Consider the following 16,477-nt stretch of genomic DNA (forward strand, 5'->3'; position numbering starts at 1 on the left):
GTGGCGCTATTTCAAACCCTTCCCTGGAAAATTGCTGCGATCGGCCCGACAAATAACCTTAAAAGTGACACGGTTATTTACAAAAAAAGCCACAACGTTACCGTCGTGGCCTGATTGTCAGAATACTAAAAGTTAAAACGCGACCCACTCGTCAGAGGCGGGGGATTTTACTGGCGGGATACGGCGTGACAACGATGTCGCCGCAGGCGCGGCGGCAATCTTTTGCTCGTCGGCCGATAAACGGAACTGCTGAACCGCACGCTGCATCTCCTCCGTCTGACGCTCCAGCGCCACGGCGGCGGCCGATACCTGCTCTACCAGCGCGGCGTTCTGCTGGGTGACGCTGTCCATCTGGGTGATCGCCACCCCGACCTGCGAAATGCCTTTGCTCTGCTCCGCGGACGCGCCGGCGATCTGCTTCATAATAGTGGTCACTTCAGTAACCGCACGCAGAATGCCTTCCATGGTGGTGCCGGTATCGTTCACCAGTTTTGCGCCTTTATCGACGCGGCTGACCGAGTCCGCAATCAGGGTTTCGATCTCTTTGGCCGCCCCTGCGCTGCGGCTGGCCAGATTACGCACTTCACCCGCCACCACCGCGAAGCCACGGCCCTGTTCACCGGCACGCGCCGCTTCAACGGCAGCGTTCAGCGCCAGGATATTGGTCTGGAAGGCGATACTGTTGATCACCGTGGTGATCTCGGCGATTTTCTTCGAGCTGTCTGAAATGTCGCTCATGGTGGTGACCACTTCGCTGACCAGCGCGCCGCCTTTGCTGGCAGTAGTGGACGCCACTTCCGCCAGTTCGCTGGCCTGACGTGCGTTGTCTGCGTTCAGCTTCACGGTGGCGGTCAGTTGTTCCATGCTGGCCGCTGTCTCTTCCAGCGCTGCCGCCTGCTCTTCCGTACGGGATGAGAGATCGTTATTGCCGCTGGAAATCTCCGTTGCACCGCGCCAGATATTGTCGCTGCCGGAACGAATGGCGCTGACCGCATCACGCAGGCTATCCTGCATTTCCTGCAACAGCGGCACCATCTGTCCCACACAGTTACGGCCCATCGCCTCTACCGGCTGGCTGAGATCGCCCCGGGCGATCAGGCTGAAGTGCTGGCGAATTTTCGCCAGCGGTTTAACCAGCATGGCAACCAGATAGCGATCGGAGAACAGCAGTAACAGAAGGCCTAAGATCACCGCCGCGATGATCGCCGTGCGGGTAACGCTGGTCTGATGATCCACCATGACGCGGGTATCATCCAGCATCTGGTTCGCCGCTTTGTTGAACGCTTCGGTGCTGGCACCAAAGGCGCGGCTAAGGGCAGGCGTCACATTGCTTGCCTGATTACGGTAAGCGTCAAGATTGCCTTGCTGCGCAAACTGAACCTGCGCTGTCACGCCCTGATCCAGCAGCGCCTGCCAGTTACCGATCACCTGTGCGGAAACAGTCGCATCAATCGGGCCGGGTGAGATCGCCTTCAGCGCATCCAGTTTGGTTTTCATATTGTCCAGCGCCTGCTGAACCGGACCAAAATCGGCGCTGCCGCCCGTCGCTTTTGCCTCCATTGCCCGTGACAATCGGGTGACGACGCGGAAATACTGATCGTTGCCCTGGCTGAGCAGCGTCATCTGCGTGACCAGCTGGCGATCCATATCATTACCTTCAGCCACTTTCGACAGCGATAACACGCTGAATAATCCGACACCTGACCACAGCAGGCAGAAAACGCCAAGAATGGCGAGCATCACAAAGCGAATTGTGAAGTTTTGGAGCATACGCATAGTTAATTCCTTGCTTGAGGTGCATTCCCATCCAGAAGGTGGGACTTATTATGGTTATCGGCAAAATATGCGTAATATGTATGCCACGGCGGACCTTTTTTGATCAAAAAATAATCCACCAGGAATCCTTTAAAAAACAAGGCTCCAGGCATTTAAATAATATCGCCATTCACTTTTGCTCACACTTTTACATAAAGTTCAGCAGATAGTTACAGCGGCAACTATCTGTAAGCTACTTATCTTAAAGAGAAAATCCCCACTCCATTTATTTAGCCTGCTAACATTCTTATTGATGCGAAAAATAAGAATCCTCCCAAAACTAATAGATTCTCGGGTTGGTTTAAACAATGTTTATGGGGGAATAAATCCCTTATTTAAATAATACTATTTACTATCTGTAGTCGCAGCATCTCAATATAGACGGTAATTTAAAAAGGGTGCATTAATTTAAATTAAGTAATCTTAAATATGGCACGTATAGTTAATTACGTGTTTCGCCATATTATGCATATGTTACCCGTAATAAAGATGCGCTTTTTTTGATGAGCCAAACCCGCAAGCGCTCACCGCGCCTGCCTTCCAGCCTGGTATCCGGGCCGCGTGACGCCTGAGTGCTTAAACCATAAGGCGCATTAATGAATAGTTAAGCAACGCTACATAATCATAAAGATTTGTGACCGCTGCGGCTTGTGGCGATCGGCGGGAACGCTAAAATAGAAACAGCGTTTCGAATTTTTATAATCAAAAAAGGAGACATCATGCCCTGGTTAGCCAATCCTGCCCGTTACGAGCAGATGCAGTATCGCTACTGCGGGAAAAGCGGGTTACGCCTGCCTGCTCTGTCGCTGGGTTTGTGGCACAGTTTTGGTCACGTTCAGCCGCTGGATACCCAGCGCGCCCTGCTGCGCACCGCCTTTGATGCGGGCATCACCCATTTCGATCTGGCCAACAACTATGGTCCGCCGCCGGGCAGCGCCGAGGAAAATTTTGGCCGTCTGTTGAGAGAGGATTTTGCGGCCTATCGCGATGAGCTGATCATCTCCACCAAAGCGGGCTATGACATGTGGCCAGGCCCCTACGGGTCCGGCGGCTCGCGTAAGTATCTGCTGGCCAGCCTCGACCAGAGCCTCAGCCGCATGGGGCTGGAGTATGTCGACATTTTCTATTCCCACCGCGTTGATGAAAATACGCCGATGGAAGAGACAGCCTCGGCGCTGGCGCAGGCGGTGCAGAGCGGTAAAGCGCTGTACGTGGGTATCTCGTCCTACTCCTCTGAACGCACCCAGACGATGGTCGATTTGCTGCGTGAATGGAAAATCCCGCTGCTCATCCACCAGCCCTCGTACAATCTGCTCAACCGCTGGGTGGATAAAAGCGGCCTGCTGGATACGCTGGAGCGCAACGGCGTGGGCTGTATCGCCTTTACGCCGCTGGCGCAGGGTCTGCTGACCGGGAAATACCTCAACGGCATTCCTGATGGCTCGCGTATGCAGCGGGAAGGGAAAAAGGTGCGCGGATTAACCGAGAAGATGCTGACCGACAGTAACCTGAACAGCCTGCGCCTGCTCAACGAGATGGCGCAACAGCGCGGACAATCGATGGCGCAGATGGCGTTAAGCTGGTTGCTGAAAGATGCGCGCGTCACCTCGGTGCTGATCGGCGCAAGCCGTCCGGAGCAAATCGAAGAAAACGTGCGGGCGCTGGACAATCTGACCTTCAGCGCGGAAGAGCTGGCGCAGATCGATAAACACGTGGCAGATGGCGAGCTGAATCTCTGGCAGGCGTCGTCGGACAAATAATCTCACCATGCCGGGGACACCCCCCCGGCATGTTCAGCCATCAAATTTGCGCGGTGCGCACATCCCGCGGATCCACGTCCGGGCGGGCATACTCCGGCCACACCAGCGTGACCAGTTCCGGATAGGCGTCGAGACTGAATTCGTGAAAACACTGACTTAAGTTCAGTAATTCCAGATCGGAGTGCGGAACTTTCTCACCGTTAAGGCAGCGTTTTTTTATATTATCGTAATACTTATACACTGCTGAATTCAGATCGCTGCAACGACGTTGCGCTTCAAATAAGCCCGGCACGCTATTTATTTGCGATATGTTCATTCTTTTAATTGTCGCGTGCAGAAAATCAATATATTCATGATTGACACGCCAGTACCACACCGGCGTAATGGCATTCATTAACATTGAAAAGTGATCTTCTCCCTCCTCCTTCGACAACGGCGGGGTCTCGGGAAGTGGGTTGCTGTCTGCGGTGGGCGCGCCTTTATTCAGCTCGCGCATCATAAAAAGTACGCCCGCAGTAAGTAACAACAAAGCAATAACAGAATAAAAAATACTGTTCATGGGCTGGCTCCATTTTTTTTGATTTTAAAAGTCTGCCATGATATTGTCAACGAACCTCACGCCCGGACCCCTTCCCCACTCGTTTGAAATCAAAGGATATTAGAGATGCTGCCCGAGAACCTTGTCCCGGCTCGTTTTCACATTTCCGCGAAGGAAACTGAATCGGGGGAAGCAGAAAAAGACGTTAATTTCACTCAGGGAAAAAGAACGCTCTCTGATTTCGAAAGCGATATATTAACGAATGTCAGCCATACCAGGCAATCGAGAAATATGCTGCTGGAAGAACGCGACCGCCATATAAAAGATCGATTATACCGCGTAGTAAAAATTGAAACATTTACCCGTCTGCTTAACGATTTACAAGCCGAAGGGGACATTGATGCCCAAACCTTAAGTCAAATAATTGCCGAAAAAACCGAAGAGATAAATGCCGCCGGTAATGATGTCTGGCTTAACCTCATTACCCGCGAAAAAGATGCGCCTTTGTTTTATAAACTAGAGGATGAATAACGTGAAAGATGTTGAAGATAATAACGTTTATTTGGCTTTAGATAATCATAAAAGCGACGAATTTATCTTAAAGCAAAATCTCGATGCCCTGGTACAGAGTAAAAATGATCATATTACCCGTCTGGCGCGGGATCTGATCTCCATTCCTGCCGCGCTGGTGCGCTTAAAATGGCAGAACCGCCGCGAAATTTACTCGTTGCAGATCAAAGAAGAGATTTACGGCGCGGCGATAAACGAAGTGGCGAAGCGCCACCCCGAACTGTACGAAAAAATCATGTCCCGCCTCGAAGCCAACTACCAGCATCTGCTGGCGCGTGAGACGGCTACGCTGCGTATTACCCGCAAGCTGGCTGATGGCGGCTATCTGACGTCAAACGTCACCAGCGTAGCGCTGACAGAGAAAACGCCGCCGGTTGCGGAATAACGCGCAAAAAAAAGCTGACCGGAGTCAGCTTCATTTGTCGGGTGGCGCTTCGCTTACCCGACCTACACTCTGGGCGGCTTCGCCTCACCCGGCCTACACTTTGATTTGCCGGGTGGCGGCTTCGCCTTACCCGGCCTACCAGATCCAGTAGGCCCGGCAAGCGCAGCGCCGCCGGGCGTGATAAGGCGATTACTGCGCTTTCGCGACCTCTTCACCCACCAGACCTATCTTCAGATAGCCCGCCTGATGCAGCGTATCCATCACCTTCATCATGGTTTCATAATCCACGGTTTTATCCGCGCGGAAGAAAACGGTGGTGTCTTTTTTACCCGCGGTCACGGCGTTCAGCGCGTTGATCATGGTTTCTTCCGTCACCTGATCGTTGCCGATAAACATCGATTTATCCGCTTTTACCGACAGATAGACCGGTTTTTCCGGACGCGGTTGCGGCTGGCTGGACGAGGCAGGCAGATTGACCTTCACGTCCACCGTCGCCAGCGGCGCGGCCACCATAAAGATAATCAGCAGTACCAGCATGACGTCGATAAAGGGCGTCACATTGATTTCATGCATTTCGCCGTTATCGTCCAGATTTTCATTAAGACGCATTGCCATAGGACATTAACCTAAACGTAATTTCTGTGCAGCGTGCACCGGTTTAGCCGTCGGGCTGGCGGCAAGATCAAGATCGCGGCTTTGCAGTAACAGCACCTGCGCGGCGACATCGCCAAGCGAGGCTTTATAGCTGCCGATCATGCGGGCGAAAATGTTGTAGATCACCACCGCCGGAATAGCGGCAACCAGACCAATGGCCGTGGCTAACAGCGCTTCCGCGATACCAGGCGCGACAACCGCCAGGTTAGTGGTCTGCGTCTGGGCGATACCGATAAAGCTGTTCATGATGCCCCATACGGTACCGAACAGGCCGATAAAGGGCGAGATCGCGCCAATGGTCGCCAGATAGCCATTCCCACGGCCCATATGACGGCCCACAGCCGCCACGCGGCGCTCAAGGCGGAAACCGGTACGCTCTTTAATGCCTTCGTTATCTTCCGAACCGGCAGAGAGCTCAAGCTCGTTCTGCGCTTCGTTAATTAACAGCGTACTGAGGCTTTTAGACTTAAAGGAGGCGGCGATTTCACTCGCCTGATCCAGCGAACGGGCTTCGCCGAGCAGTTGCTGTTCGCGCTTAAGGCGGCGCTTTTGCGAGATCAGCTCAACGCTTTTGCTGAAGAAAATTGCCCAGGTGACTACTGACGCCAGGATCAGGCCAATCATCACGATTTTTACAACAATATCGGCATGATGATACATACCCCAGACGGAGAGGTCCGTCTGCATCAAATTATTACCCACTGTGTATCTCCGGACATAAATCACAAATTCTGAGCATAATAATATCAAAACAGCGTCGAATTGATAGTAGTTCTCATTAGTATTTACATGATGCCCCTATTCCTGTGCATTTTCATTGCGCTTACTCAGTAAAAGCTTTCATCGGGCCATTTTCAGAAAATATTGTGCTGAATGAATAACCCTCAGGATGCAGAATCGGGCATTCATGGTAGTCTGGACATCCAGACGTATAAAAACAGGTTTCGATTATGGCAGCGAAGCACATTGATACCGCGCTGGTGAATGCCGGGCGCAGCAAAAAATATACTCAGGGTGCGGTGAACAGCGTTATCCAGCGCGCCTCTTCTCTGGTGTTCGACACGGTGGAAGCAAAAAAGCAGGCCACGCGAGGTCGCGCCAGCGGCGAGCTGTTTTATGGCCGTCGCGGCACCCTGACGCATTTCTCCTTACAGGAAGCGATGTGCGAACTGGAAGGCGGCGCGGGCTGCGCGCTCTTCCCCTGCGGCGCGGCTGCCGTGGCGAATACCATTCTGGCGTTTGTTGAACAGGGCGATCATATTCTGGTGACCCACACCGCCTACGAACCTACGCAGGATTTCTGCACAAAAATCCTGGCGAAAATGGGCGTTACCACCGGGTGGTTCGACCCGCTGATCGGCGGCGACATTGCCGGACTCATCCAACCCAATACCCGCATCGTTTTCCTTGAATCCCCCGGCTCGATCACCATGGAAGTGCACGACGTGCCGGCGATTGTTGCTGCGGTGCGGCGCGTGGCCCCGGAGGCGATCATCATGATCGACAACACCTGGGCGGCGGGCATCCTGTTTAAAGCGCTGGATTTCGGCATTGATATTTCCATTCAGGCGGCCACCAAATACCTGATTGGCCACTCCGACGGCATGATCGGCACGGCGGTGGCGAATGCCCGCTGCTGGGAGCAACTGCGCGAGAACGCCTACCTGATGGGGCAAATGGTGGACGCTGACACCGCCTATATGACCAGCCGCGGCCTGCGCACCCTGAGCGTGCGTCTGCGCCAGCATCATGAAAGCAGCCTGCAACTCGCCGAATGGCTGGCGGCGCATCCGCAGGTGGCTTGCGTGAATCACCCTGCGCTGCCGGGCAGTAAAGGACATGAATTCTGGAAGCGCGATTTTACCGGCAGCAGCGGCCTGTTCTCATTTGTGCTGCGTAAAAGGCTGAATAATCAGGAGCTGGCGGCTTATCTCGATTACTTCACGCTGTTCAGCATGGCCTACTCCTGGGGCGGCTATGAATCGCTGATCCTGGCGAACCAGCCGGAGCATATTGCGGCGATCCGTCCGGGCGCCGAGGTCGACTTTACTGGCACACTTATCCGTCTGCATATAGGTTTAGAAAACGTTGATGATTTACGTGCTGATTTAGCAGCGGGATTTGAGCGCATCGTGTAAAGTTAGCAGCCTGACAAGAAATCTTTCCAGACCAGCAGACTCGTCTGCATTTCTTGCGTGGGGGATCAAGGTGTCCTTGACATTTCAGGCGTACAATAGCGCTCAATATGCGGTTCCACAGGAAAGTCCATGGTAGTTATTCAAAATATTATCGCCGCGCTCTGGCATCATGATTTCGCGGCGTTAGCTGATCCACATGTTGTCGGTGTCGTTTACTTCGTGATGTTTGCGACACTGTTTCTGGAAAACGGATTACTTCCGGCCTCTTTCCTGCCAGGCGACAGTCTGCTTCTCTTAACCGGAGCGCTGATCGCCCGCGGCGTGATGGACTTTATACCGGCGCTGGTGATCCTCACCACCGCCGCCAGTCTGGGCTGCTGGTTGAGCTATATTCAGGGCCGCTGGCTGGGCAATACGCGGGTGGTGAAAAGCTGGCTGGCGCAGTTGCCGGTTAAATACCACGAGCGGGCCACCTGCATGTTCGAGCGGCATGGCCTGCTGGCGCTGCTGGCCGGGCGTTTTCTGGCCTTCGTACGTACGCTGCTGCCAACGATGGCGGGCATCTCCGGCCTCTCCAACCGCCGCTTCCAGTTCTTTAACTGGCTGAGCGCGCTGCTGTGGGTGGGCGCGGTGACCTCGCTGGGCTATGCGCTGAGCATGATCCCTTTCGTGAAGCGCCATGAAGATCAGGTGATGACCTTCCTGATGATCCTGCCCGTATTCCTGCTGGTCGCCGGGTTACTGGGCACAGTGATCGTGGTGATCAAAAAGAAATACTGCAACGCCTGACTTTTATCCCCTCACCTCGCGGTGAGGGGGTTGTTACGTCCCCTGCATCATCCTGATCCTGGCCGCATCCTCTCCCGGCGTCACGCCAAAATAGCGTTTAAACTCGCGGCTGAACTGCGAGGCGCTTTCATATCCCACCCGCATGGCCGCCGCGCTGGCTTTCATACCGTCGTGGATCATCAACATGCGCGCCCGGTGCAGACGGTAGCTTTTCAGATACTGCAACGGCGAGGTGCTGGTGACGGCTTTAAAATTGTGATGGAACGCCGAGACGCTCATGTTGGCTTCGGCCGCCAGCTGGTCAACGCTCAGGTTTTCCGTGTACTGGCTTTCGATGCGTTTTAATACGCGGCTGATCAGGCTGAAGTGTGTCTGACGGCTTACCAGCGCCAGCAGCGCGCCGCCGCGCGGGCCGGTCAGCACATGATAGAGAATTTCCCGCACGATTTGCCTGCCGAGGATACGCGCATCCAGCGGGCGCTCCATCACGTCAAGCAGGCGCTCCACCGCGCAGAGAATTTCATCGGACAGCGTGGCGGAGTTAATGCCGCTTGCCGCCAGCGCTGGCCGGAAATGCTCGTCCTCGCCGATATCCATCAGCAGTTCCTGAAGCTGAAGAATATCCACATTGACGCGGATCCCCGCCAGCGGCACTTCCGGGGTGGCGAAGGTTTCACACTCGAACGGCAGTGGCACGGTAAGCAGCAGATATTCGTTGGCGTCATAATGAAATACACGGTCGTTGATATAGCCCGTTTTATGCCCGGAAAAGAGGATCACTATGCCCGGCTGGTACATCACCGGCGTGCGCGTGCCCGGCTGCGTGCCGTACAGCAGGCGGATATCCGGCAACAGCTCGCTCAGCCTGTTCTCATGAATTTTCAGTCGCTTAACCTGTTCTGTCAGGTGCAGACATATTTCTTCGCGGTTCATTTCACGCCACTCCGGATGGTTTTTTTGACGAATACAGTGTGCGTATTTCTGTGCATATTCTCCAGCGACATGGAGAAATGGGCAAGACATCGGCAGGAATGTGCATTGAGAGGAACAGCCCCGATGGCCACAATGAAACGCATCAGGCCATCCATGGTCAGCGGTTTTTTAACCCACATAAGGGCACGAGCAATGAATAACTTTAATCTGCATACCCCCACCCGCATTCTGTTTGGTAAAAACGCCATTGCCGATCTGCGCGATCAAATCCCGGCAGGCGCACGCGTGCTGATCACTTACGGCGGCGGCAGCGTCAAAAAAACCGGCGTACTGGATCAGGTTTACAGCGCCCTCAATGGTCTCGACGTGCTGGAGTTTGGCGGCATCGAGCCGAACCCGTCTTATGAAACCCTGATGAAAGCCGTTGAGATTGCGCGTAACGAAAACGTGACCTTCCTGCTGGCGGTCGGCGGCGGATCGGTGCTGGACGGCACCAAATTTATCGCCGCGGCGGCCCACTATCCGGAAGGTATCGATCCGTGGCAGATCCTGCAAACCTCTGGCAGCGAAATCAAAAGCGCCATCCCGATGGGTTCCGTGCTGACGCTGCCCGCCACCGGTTCTGAATCCAACAAAGGCGCGGTGATCTCCCGTAAAGCCACCGGCGATAAACAGGCGTTCCATTCGCCGTTCGTGCAGCCGGTCTTCGCGGTGCTGGATCCGGTTTACACCTACACCCTGCCGCCGCGCCAGGTGGCGAACGGCGTGGTGGACGCCTTTGTGCACACCGTTGAGCAGTACGTCACTTACCCGGTAGACGCCAAAATTCAGGACCGTTTTGCAGAAGGCATTCTGCTGACCCTGATTGAAGACGGCCCGAAAGCGCTGACCGATCCGGAGAACTATAACGTACGCGCAAACGTGATGTGGGCAGCGACCCAGGCGCTGAACGGCCTGATTGGAGCGGGCGTGCCGCAGGACTGGGCGACGCATATGCTCGGCCACGAACTGACGGCGATGCACGGTCTGGATCACGCCCAGACGCTGGCGGTGGTGCTGCCTGCGCTGTGGAATGAGAAACGCGACGCCAAACGCGGCAAGCTGTTGCAGTACGCCGAGCGCGTGTGGAACATCACTGAAGGTTCTGACGACGAGCGTATCGATGCGGCTATCGCGGCCACCCGCGATTTCTTCGAGCAAATGGGCGTGCCGACGCGCCTGTCCGGCTACGGTCTGGACGGCAGCACCATCCCTGCCCTGCTGGCGAAACTGGAAGAGCACGGTATGACGAATTTAGGCGAACATCAGGATATAACTCTGGATGTCAGCCGTCGTATCTACGAAGCGGCTCGCTAAAGGTTTTTTCTTCTGCGCCTTTCGTTTTTGGGCTTTTCGTCCAGACTTAAGGCACACCACTTCACCAGGCGTATGCCTGGTGGATTTCATAAAAGGAGGAATGCATGGCAAATCCAACCGTTATCAAGCTTCAGGACGGCAACATCATGCCGCAACTGGGTCTCGGCGTGTGGAAAGCGGGCAATGAGGAAGTGATCTCCGCCATTCATAAAGCGCTGGAAGTGGGTTATCGCTCCATTGATACCGCTGCCGCGTATAAGAACGAAGAAGGCGTCGGCAAGGCGCTTCAGAGCGCTGGCATCCCGCGTGAGGATCTGTTCATCACCACGAAACTGTGGAATGACGATCAAAAACGCCCGCAGGAAGCATTGCAGGAAAGTCTGGATAAACTGCAGCTGGATCATGTTGATCTCTACCTGATGCACTGGCCGGTACCGGCTATCGATCACTATGTGGAAGCCTGGAAAGGGATGATCGCTTTGCAGGAACAAGGGCTGGTGAAAAGCATCGGCGTGTGTAACTTCCAGATCCCTCATCTGCAAAGAGTGATCGACGAAACGGGCGTGACGCCGGTGATCAACCAGATCGAGCTGCACCCGTTGCTGCAACAGCGCCAGCTTCACGCCTGGAACGCCACCCATAAGATCCAGACCGAATCCTGGAGCCCGCTGGCGCAGGGCGGCGATGGCGTGTTCGATCAGAAAGTGATCCGCTCGCTGGCCGATAAATACAGCAAGACCCCGGCGCAAATCGTGATCCGCTGGCATCTGGATCAGGGTCTGGTGGTGATCCCGAAATCCGTTACGCCTGCGCGCATCGCGGAAAACTTTGATGTATGGGATTTCCGTCTTGATAAAGACGAACTGGGTGAAATCGCCAAACTGGATCAGGGCAAACGCCTTGGCCCGGATCCGGATCAGTTCGGCGGGTAATCCGGCGCCGGATGGCGACGCACGCGTCTTATCCGGCCTACGGCCCGGTAAGCGAAGCGCCACCGGGCAACAAATTTATCCCCCGGCAACCTTACTGCGTTTTCTGGCGCTGACCGGCGTCTGACGCTGATGCGCCACCGGCGTATGTTTGGTCAATGCCGGGCGAGTATGCCGGTTCTGGCGCTTCGCTTCGCGCATCTCTTCAATGGTCGGCGATGGCACCAGGCAGTCGCGGCGTCCGCCAATCAGATGTTTTTTCCCCATCTCTTCCAGCGCCTGACGGATCAGCGGCCAGTTTTTCGGGTCGTGATAGCGCAGCAGCGCTTTATGCAGACGGCGCTGCTTATCCCCTTTCGGGATCACCACGTCTTCACTCTTGTAGCCAATTTTACCCAGCGGGTTTTTGCCGGTGTAATACATGGTGGTGGAGTTGGCGAGCGGCGACGGATAGAAGTTCTGTACCTGATCGAGGCGGAAGCGCCGCTGCTTCAGCCACAGCGCCAGGTTCACCATATCTTCATCACGCGTGCCCGGATGCGCGGAGATAAAGTACGGGATCAGATACTGCTCTTTGCCAGCCTGTTTCGAATAGGTGTCGAACAGCGCTTTAAAGCGGTCATAGCTCCCCATGCCCGGCTTCATCATCTTCGACAACGGCCCTTCTTCGGTATGCTCCGGGGCAATTTTCAGGTAGCCGCCGACGTGATGCGTCGCCAGCTCTTTAATGTAGCGCGGATCTTCCACGGCGATGTCATAACGCACACCGGAGGCAATCAGGATCTTCTTGATGCCTTTCAGATCCCGGGCGCGGCGATAGAGATTGATCGTCGGCTCATGATTGGTATCCATATGCTGGCAAATGTCAGGATAGACGCACGACAGACGGCGGCAGGTCTGCTCGGCGCGCGGTGACTTGCAGCGCAGCATATACATGTTGGCGGTCGGGCCGCCGAGATCGGAGATCACGCCGGTAAAACCTGGCACCGTGTCGCGGATCGCCTCGATCTCGTTCACGATGGAATCTTCAGAGCGACTCTGAATAATGCGCCCTTCGTGTTCGGTAATGGAGCAGAACGAACAACCGCCAAAGCAGCCGCGCATGATGTTGATGGAGAAGCGGATCATCTCATAGGCCGGGATACGGGCAGTGCCGTAAGCCGGATGCGGAATACGCTGGTACGGCAGCGCAAAGACGCTGTCCATCTCTTCGGTAGAAAGCGGAATGGCGGGCGGGTTGATCCAGATATAACGCTCGCCGTGTTTTTGCATCAGCGCGCGGGCGCAGCCTGGGTTAGTTTCGTGGTGCAGAATGCGCGACGCATGGGCGTAAAGCACTTTATCGGCCTTTACCTTCTCGAAGGACGGCAGCAGCACGTAGGTTTTTTCCCAGGGTTTCGGGCGCGGCGGCTGCACAACGACAGCTTTTGCCTCGGCTTTTTTGGGTTCAACAGGTTGGTTATCGGCGCACGGCAGATCTTCACCATAGGGGTGCGGGATCGGATCAATTTTGCCTGGCCGGTCAATGATGCGGGAATCCACCCCGCTCCAGCCCGGCAGCGCTTCTTTCACCATGATCGCCGTGTTACGCACGTCACGGATACTGCCAACCGGTTCGCCCTGCGCCAGGCGGTGCGCCACTTCCACCAGCGGGCGCTCACCGTTGCCGAAGATCAGCATGTCGGCTTTCGAATCCACCAGCACTGAGCGGCGCACGGTATCAGACCAGTAATCATAGTGCGCGGTACGGCGCAGGCTGGCTTCGATACCCCCCAGGATCACCGGCACGTCTTTCCAGGCTTCTTTACAGCGCTGGGTATAAACGAGCGTCGCGCGGTCGGGGCGTTTACCCGCCACGTTATCCGGCGTATAGGCGTCGTCGTGGCGCAGTTTACGGTCGGCGGTATAGCGGTTAATCATTGAGTCCATGTTGCCCGCGGTGACGCCGAAGAACAGATTCGGCTTGCCCAGACGCATGAAATCCTCTTTGCTGCTCCAGTCCGGCTGGGCGATGATCCCCACGCGGAAGCCCTGCGCTTCCAGCATACGTCCGCAGATCGCCATGCCGAAGCTCGGATGATCGACATAGGCATCCCCGGTAACCAGAATGATGTCGCAGCTGTCCCAGCCAAGCTGATCCATCTCCTCCCGTGACATTGGCAAAAAAGGTGCGGGGCCAAAGCAGGCCGCCCAGTATTGCGGCCACGAAAAGAGGTCGCGATCCGGCTGGATCAGGGAAATAGCGCTCATAATGCTTCCGGGGAAAAGTTATCAAATTCGAAGGGCGGGGATTATACGCTGTAATACCGCAGAGAATGAAGGCTTATTGTTTAAAAATCATCCGTGCTTTACCCCTCTCCCTGGGGAGAGGGTTAGGGTGAGGGGAAAAAAATCAGGGGGCGGGATTCACCAGCAGTTGCCCGATAGATCCGCGATCCGCCATCTCCAGCGTCTGGCTGTAATACTGGAACGGGAAATGCGGCCAGGACGGCTGCCCGAAGTACACCAGCAGCTCTACCTGACCATCCACCCACACGGTATCTTTCATGCCGCGATCTTCCGGGAAGGGAATGGCGCCGTTGACGTTGCGGATCTGGAAGCTGACACCTTCAATATGGAACGCCTGCGGCGTGTCGGCGCGCACCGTCCAGCGCTCCCAGGTGCCCTGCTGGGCGGTAATATCCAGACGCTGAATATCCCACAGCTGGCCGTTGATACCCGGATCGTCGCCGAGGCTGATATCACGGCTGCGCACCGGCGTGCCGGTCAGCAGTTCGCTCGGCAGCAGACGCATCGGCAGACTGTCGGTCACCAGCGGCAACAGCCCGGTCGGGCGCAGCGTCAGCACCAGGGTGGAGATCAGAATGCTCGATGGCTCGAAGAAGCCGCGAATACGATCGACAATGCTCGCCGCTTCTCCGCAGGTTATCGACACTTCATCGCCATTGGTCATATCCACGAGGATCTCCCGGCGCTCGCCCGGCGCCAGCGACAGCTGCTTCACCGACACCGGCGCAGGCAGAAAGCCCTGGTCGCCGGAAATAACGTGCAGCGGGCGACCGTCGCTCAGCTGTAACTGATAACGGCGCGCGTTAGACGCGTTCAGCAGACGCAGACGCACCCAGCCGCGGGAAACCTCGACATACGGCCCCTGCACGCCGTTCGCCAGCAGCGTATCGCCCACAAAGCCGCCGCTGCCCGGCTCGCTGTATTCCGGCGTGCCAAAGTTATCCAGCCGCTTGTCCTGAATAATCACCGGGATGTCGTCCACCCCATAATGATTCGGGATCGGCAGGGATTTGCTGATCTCATCCTCCACCAGCCACATTCCCGCCAGCCCGTTATAGACCTGTTCGGCGGTGCGGTTAGGGGTGTTGGCGTGATACCACAGCGTGGCGGCATTCTGGCGCACCGGCAGCACCGGCGCCCAGTCGGCATTGGGTGACATCATGCGCGCCGGGCCGCCCATCAGCGGGCCGGGCACCTGTAAGCCGCTCACCGTCATGGCGACGTTTTCCGTCATGCGGTTGCTGTAGATCAGCTTCACGTCGTCGCCGCTCCAGACGCGGATCGTCGGCCCCAGATAGCGGCCGTTAATCCCCCACACCTGGGCGCGGGTGCCCTGGGTAAAGGACCAGTGCGTGCGCTGAAGCGTCAGAAACAGCGGCTGGCCGCGGCGTGATTCCAGCAAGGGGGGAATGGGCAACGGCAGTTGCTGCCCGGCAGCGTTTGCCCTCAGCGGCACCGCTCCGGCACAAAGCGCAACCCCGGATGCCTGAATAAACTGACGCCGACTGAGTGACATATCTGCTCCATGTAAAACTGACTTTTAATACGAGGGAAAATTAACGCTTATCGGCGGCATTGCGCACGGCAACTTCCTGGTCAAGCGCGGCGATTTTATTTTCCATTAATGCCCGGCAGTGTACTGCCAGCTCACGAACCTGATCTTTACCAAACTTAGTGGTATCCACCGGTTGCATCATCTCGACGATCACATGACCGTTATTCCAGCGGTTGAGGCTGATGTTATTCGAGGTGGTGGAGACGCACACCGGGATCACCGGCACACCGGCGGCAATAGCCGCATGGAATGCACCGGTCTTAAACGGCAGCAGACCACGGCCACGGCTGCGGGTGCCTTCCGGGAACATCCAGATTGAAATATTACGCTTCTGAATGTTCTTCACGACCTGGGCGATAGTACCGTGCGCTTTGGCGCGGTTATTGCGGTCGATCAACAGGTTGCCGGTCAGCCAGTAAAGCAGGCCGAAGAAAGGGATCCAGATAAGGCTTTTTTTACCCACGGTCACGGTCGGCGGCTGCACAATGCAGGACGCGGTGACCATATCGTAATTATTTTGATGGTTACAGATATAGATAGCGTTGCCAAACTCAGCGGCATTCGGCGGCAGGCGGGTTTCCACCTTCAGGCCAAGCACAGGCGCGAGGCGGCCAAACATATGACCAAAAGTGGCGACGTGCTTCGGATTCCGTGGGCTGAACAGACAATATATACAGCCAAAAATACACAGCAAAATGCTGTAAACAACAATAATAATAGAGCGAATAATAAACAGCATAGCTACCTCTTATGCCCGGGGCATCCG

The 16,477-nt window shown here is 55.7% G+C and carries 15 protein-coding genes; 7 read left to right on the top strand and 8 right to left on the bottom strand.

Annotation, left to right across the window (positions count from 1 at the left end):
- Positions 1 to 132: 132 nt before the first annotated feature.
- On the bottom strand, positions 133 to 1,776 hold the full coding sequence (locus ACQUTD_RS01735; protein WP_473274602.1) for a methyl-accepting chemotaxis protein: 1,644 nt from the start codon (positions 1,774 to 1,776) through the stop codon (positions 133 to 135).
- Between the two features lie 758 nt (positions 1,777 to 2,534).
- On the opposite strand from ACQUTD_RS01735, the gene ACQUTD_RS01740 reads away from it, so the two are divergent.
- The gene (locus ACQUTD_RS01740) at positions 2,535 to 3,575 is read left to right on the top strand and encodes an aldo/keto reductase (RefSeq protein WP_318363477.1); all 1,041 of its coding nucleotides are present in this window, start codon (positions 2,535 to 2,537) and stop codon (positions 3,573 to 3,575) included.
- A gap of 40 nt (positions 3,576 to 3,615) precedes the next feature.
- Here ACQUTD_RS01740 and ACQUTD_RS01745 read toward each other — a convergent pair whose 3' ends face one another.
- Positions 3,616 to 4,134, bottom strand: a complete 519-nt coding sequence (locus ACQUTD_RS01745) for an ESA_00282 family adhesion-associated protein (RefSeq protein WP_473274601.1) — start codon at positions 4,132 to 4,134, stop codon at positions 3,616 to 3,618.
- Between the two features lie 105 nt (positions 4,135 to 4,239).
- Between ACQUTD_RS01745 and ACQUTD_RS01750 the strand changes: the two genes are divergently transcribed.
- Positions 4,240 to 4,644, top strand: a complete 405-nt coding sequence (locus ACQUTD_RS01750; protein WP_072569769.1) for a hypothetical protein — start codon at positions 4,240 to 4,242, stop codon at positions 4,642 to 4,644.
- A 1-nt stretch (position 4,645) separates the two neighbouring features.
- On the top strand, positions 4,646 to 5,068 hold the full coding sequence (locus ACQUTD_RS01755) for a cytoplasmic protein (protein ID WP_473274599.1): 423 nt from the start codon (positions 4,646 to 4,648) through the stop codon (positions 5,066 to 5,068).
- Positions 5,069 to 5,257: 189 nt separating this feature from the next.
- On the opposite strand, the gene exbD is transcribed toward ACQUTD_RS01755, so the two are convergent.
- Positions 5,258 to 5,683 carry a TonB system transport protein ExbD gene (gene exbD / locus ACQUTD_RS01760; protein ID WP_072569767.1) on the bottom strand — a complete coding sequence of 142 codons (426 nt, stop codon included), beginning with the start codon at positions 5,681 to 5,683 and terminating at the stop codon, positions 5,258 to 5,260.
- 6 nt (positions 5,684 to 5,689) lie between these two features.
- Positions 5,690 to 6,424, bottom strand: a complete 735-nt coding sequence (gene exbB / locus ACQUTD_RS01765) for a tol-pal system-associated acyl-CoA thioesterase (RefSeq protein ID WP_072569766.1) — start codon at positions 6,422 to 6,424, stop codon at positions 5,690 to 5,692.
- Positions 6,425 to 6,672: 248 nt separating this feature from the next.
- Between exbB and metC the strand changes: the two genes are divergently transcribed.
- The gene (metC, locus tag ACQUTD_RS01770; protein ID WP_473274597.1) at positions 6,673 to 7,860 is read left to right on the top strand and encodes a cystathionine beta-lyase; all 1,188 of its coding nucleotides are present in this window, start codon (positions 6,673 to 6,675) and stop codon (positions 7,858 to 7,860) included.
- A gap of 129 nt (positions 7,861 to 7,989) precedes the next feature.
- The gene (yghB, locus tag ACQUTD_RS01775) at positions 7,990 to 8,649 is read left to right on the top strand and encodes a DedA family general envelope maintenance protein YghB (RefSeq protein WP_473274596.1); all 660 of its coding nucleotides are present in this window, start codon (positions 7,990 to 7,992) and stop codon (positions 8,647 to 8,649) included.
- A gap of 33 nt (positions 8,650 to 8,682) precedes the next feature.
- Here yghB and ACQUTD_RS01780 read toward each other — a convergent pair whose 3' ends face one another.
- Complete coding sequence (locus ACQUTD_RS01780) at positions 8,683 to 9,582, bottom strand: AraC family transcriptional regulator N-terminal domain-containing protein (protein WP_473274594.1); 900 nt, start codon at positions 9,580 to 9,582, stop codon at positions 8,683 to 8,685.
- 192 nt (positions 9,583 to 9,774) lie between these two features.
- Between ACQUTD_RS01780 and yqhD the strand changes: the two genes are divergently transcribed.
- The gene (yqhD, locus tag ACQUTD_RS01785; protein ID WP_473274593.1) at positions 9,775 to 10,938 is read left to right on the top strand and encodes an alcohol dehydrogenase; all 1,164 of its coding nucleotides are present in this window, start codon (positions 9,775 to 9,777) and stop codon (positions 10,936 to 10,938) included.
- Between the two features lie 104 nt (positions 10,939 to 11,042).
- The gene (gene dkgA, locus ACQUTD_RS01790; RefSeq protein WP_473274592.1) at positions 11,043 to 11,870 is read left to right on the top strand and encodes a 2,5-didehydrogluconate reductase DkgA; all 828 of its coding nucleotides are present in this window, start codon (positions 11,043 to 11,045) and stop codon (positions 11,868 to 11,870) included.
- A gap of 75 nt (positions 11,871 to 11,945) precedes the next feature.
- Here the strand turns inward: dkgA and ACQUTD_RS01795 are convergent, their stop codons facing one another.
- From ACQUTD_RS01795 to ACQUTD_RS01805, 3 genes are all read right to left on the bottom strand, one after another.
- Complete coding sequence (locus tag ACQUTD_RS01795) at positions 11,946 to 14,117, bottom strand: YgiQ family radical SAM protein (protein WP_473274590.1); 2,172 nt, start codon at positions 14,115 to 14,117, stop codon at positions 11,946 to 11,948.
- Between the two features lie 142 nt (positions 14,118 to 14,259).
- Positions 14,260 to 15,672: a cell division protein FtsP gene (gene ftsP / locus ACQUTD_RS01800; RefSeq protein ID WP_072569759.1), complete on the bottom strand. Its 1,413-nt coding sequence runs from the start codon at positions 15,670 to 15,672 to the stop codon at positions 14,260 to 14,262.
- Positions 15,673 to 15,712: 40 nt separating this feature from the next.
- A complete protein-coding gene (locus ACQUTD_RS01805) occupies positions 15,713 to 16,450 on the bottom strand; it encodes a 1-acylglycerol-3-phosphate O-acyltransferase (protein ID WP_072569758.1) in 738 nt (245 codons plus the stop codon).
- Between the last annotated feature and the right edge of the window lie 27 nt (positions 16,451 to 16,477).

It is taken from the genome of Enterobacter sp. K510 (assembly GCF_055804875.1).

Coding starts and splice junctions, on each gene's coding strand:
- ACQUTD_RS01735 (WP_473274602.1), bottom strand. CDS start 1,776: ATGCGTATGCTCCAAAACTTCACAATTCGCTTTGTGATGCTCGCCATT.
- ACQUTD_RS01805 (WP_072569758.1), bottom strand. CDS start 16,450: ATGCTGTTTATTATTCGCTCTATTATTATTGTTGTTTACAGCATTTTG.
- dkgA (WP_473274592.1), top strand. CDS start 11,043: ATGGCAAATCCAACCGTTATCAAGCTTCAGGACGGCAACATCATGCCG.
- exbD (WP_072569767.1), bottom strand. CDS start 5,683: ATGGCAATGCGTCTTAATGAAAATCTGGACGATAACGGCGAAATGCAT.
- yghB (WP_473274596.1), top strand. CDS start 7,990: ATGGTAGTTATTCAAAATATTATCGCCGCGCTCTGGCATCATGATTTC.
- ACQUTD_RS01740 (WP_318363477.1), top strand. CDS start 2,535: ATGCCCTGGTTAGCCAATCCTGCCCGTTACGAGCAGATGCAGTATCGC.
- ftsP (WP_072569759.1), bottom strand. CDS start 15,672: ATGTCACTCAGTCGGCGTCAGTTTATTCAGGCATCCGGGGTTGCGCTT.
- ACQUTD_RS01750 (WP_072569769.1), top strand. CDS start 4,240: ATGCTGCCCGAGAACCTTGTCCCGGCTCGTTTTCACATTTCCGCGAAG.
- metC (WP_473274597.1), top strand. CDS start 6,673: ATGGCAGCGAAGCACATTGATACCGCGCTGGTGAATGCCGGGCGCAGC.
- ACQUTD_RS01745 (WP_473274601.1), bottom strand. CDS start 4,134: ATGAACAGTATTTTTTATTCTGTTATTGCTTTGTTGTTACTTACTGCG.
- yqhD (WP_473274593.1), top strand. CDS start 9,775: ATGAATAACTTTAATCTGCATACCCCCACCCGCATTCTGTTTGGTAAA.
- ACQUTD_RS01780 (WP_473274594.1), bottom strand. CDS start 9,582: ATGAACCGCGAAGAAATATGTCTGCACCTGACAGAACAGGTTAAGCGA.
- ACQUTD_RS01795 (WP_473274590.1), bottom strand. CDS start 14,117: ATGAGCGCTATTTCCCTGATCCAGCCGGATCGCGACCTCTTTTCGTGG.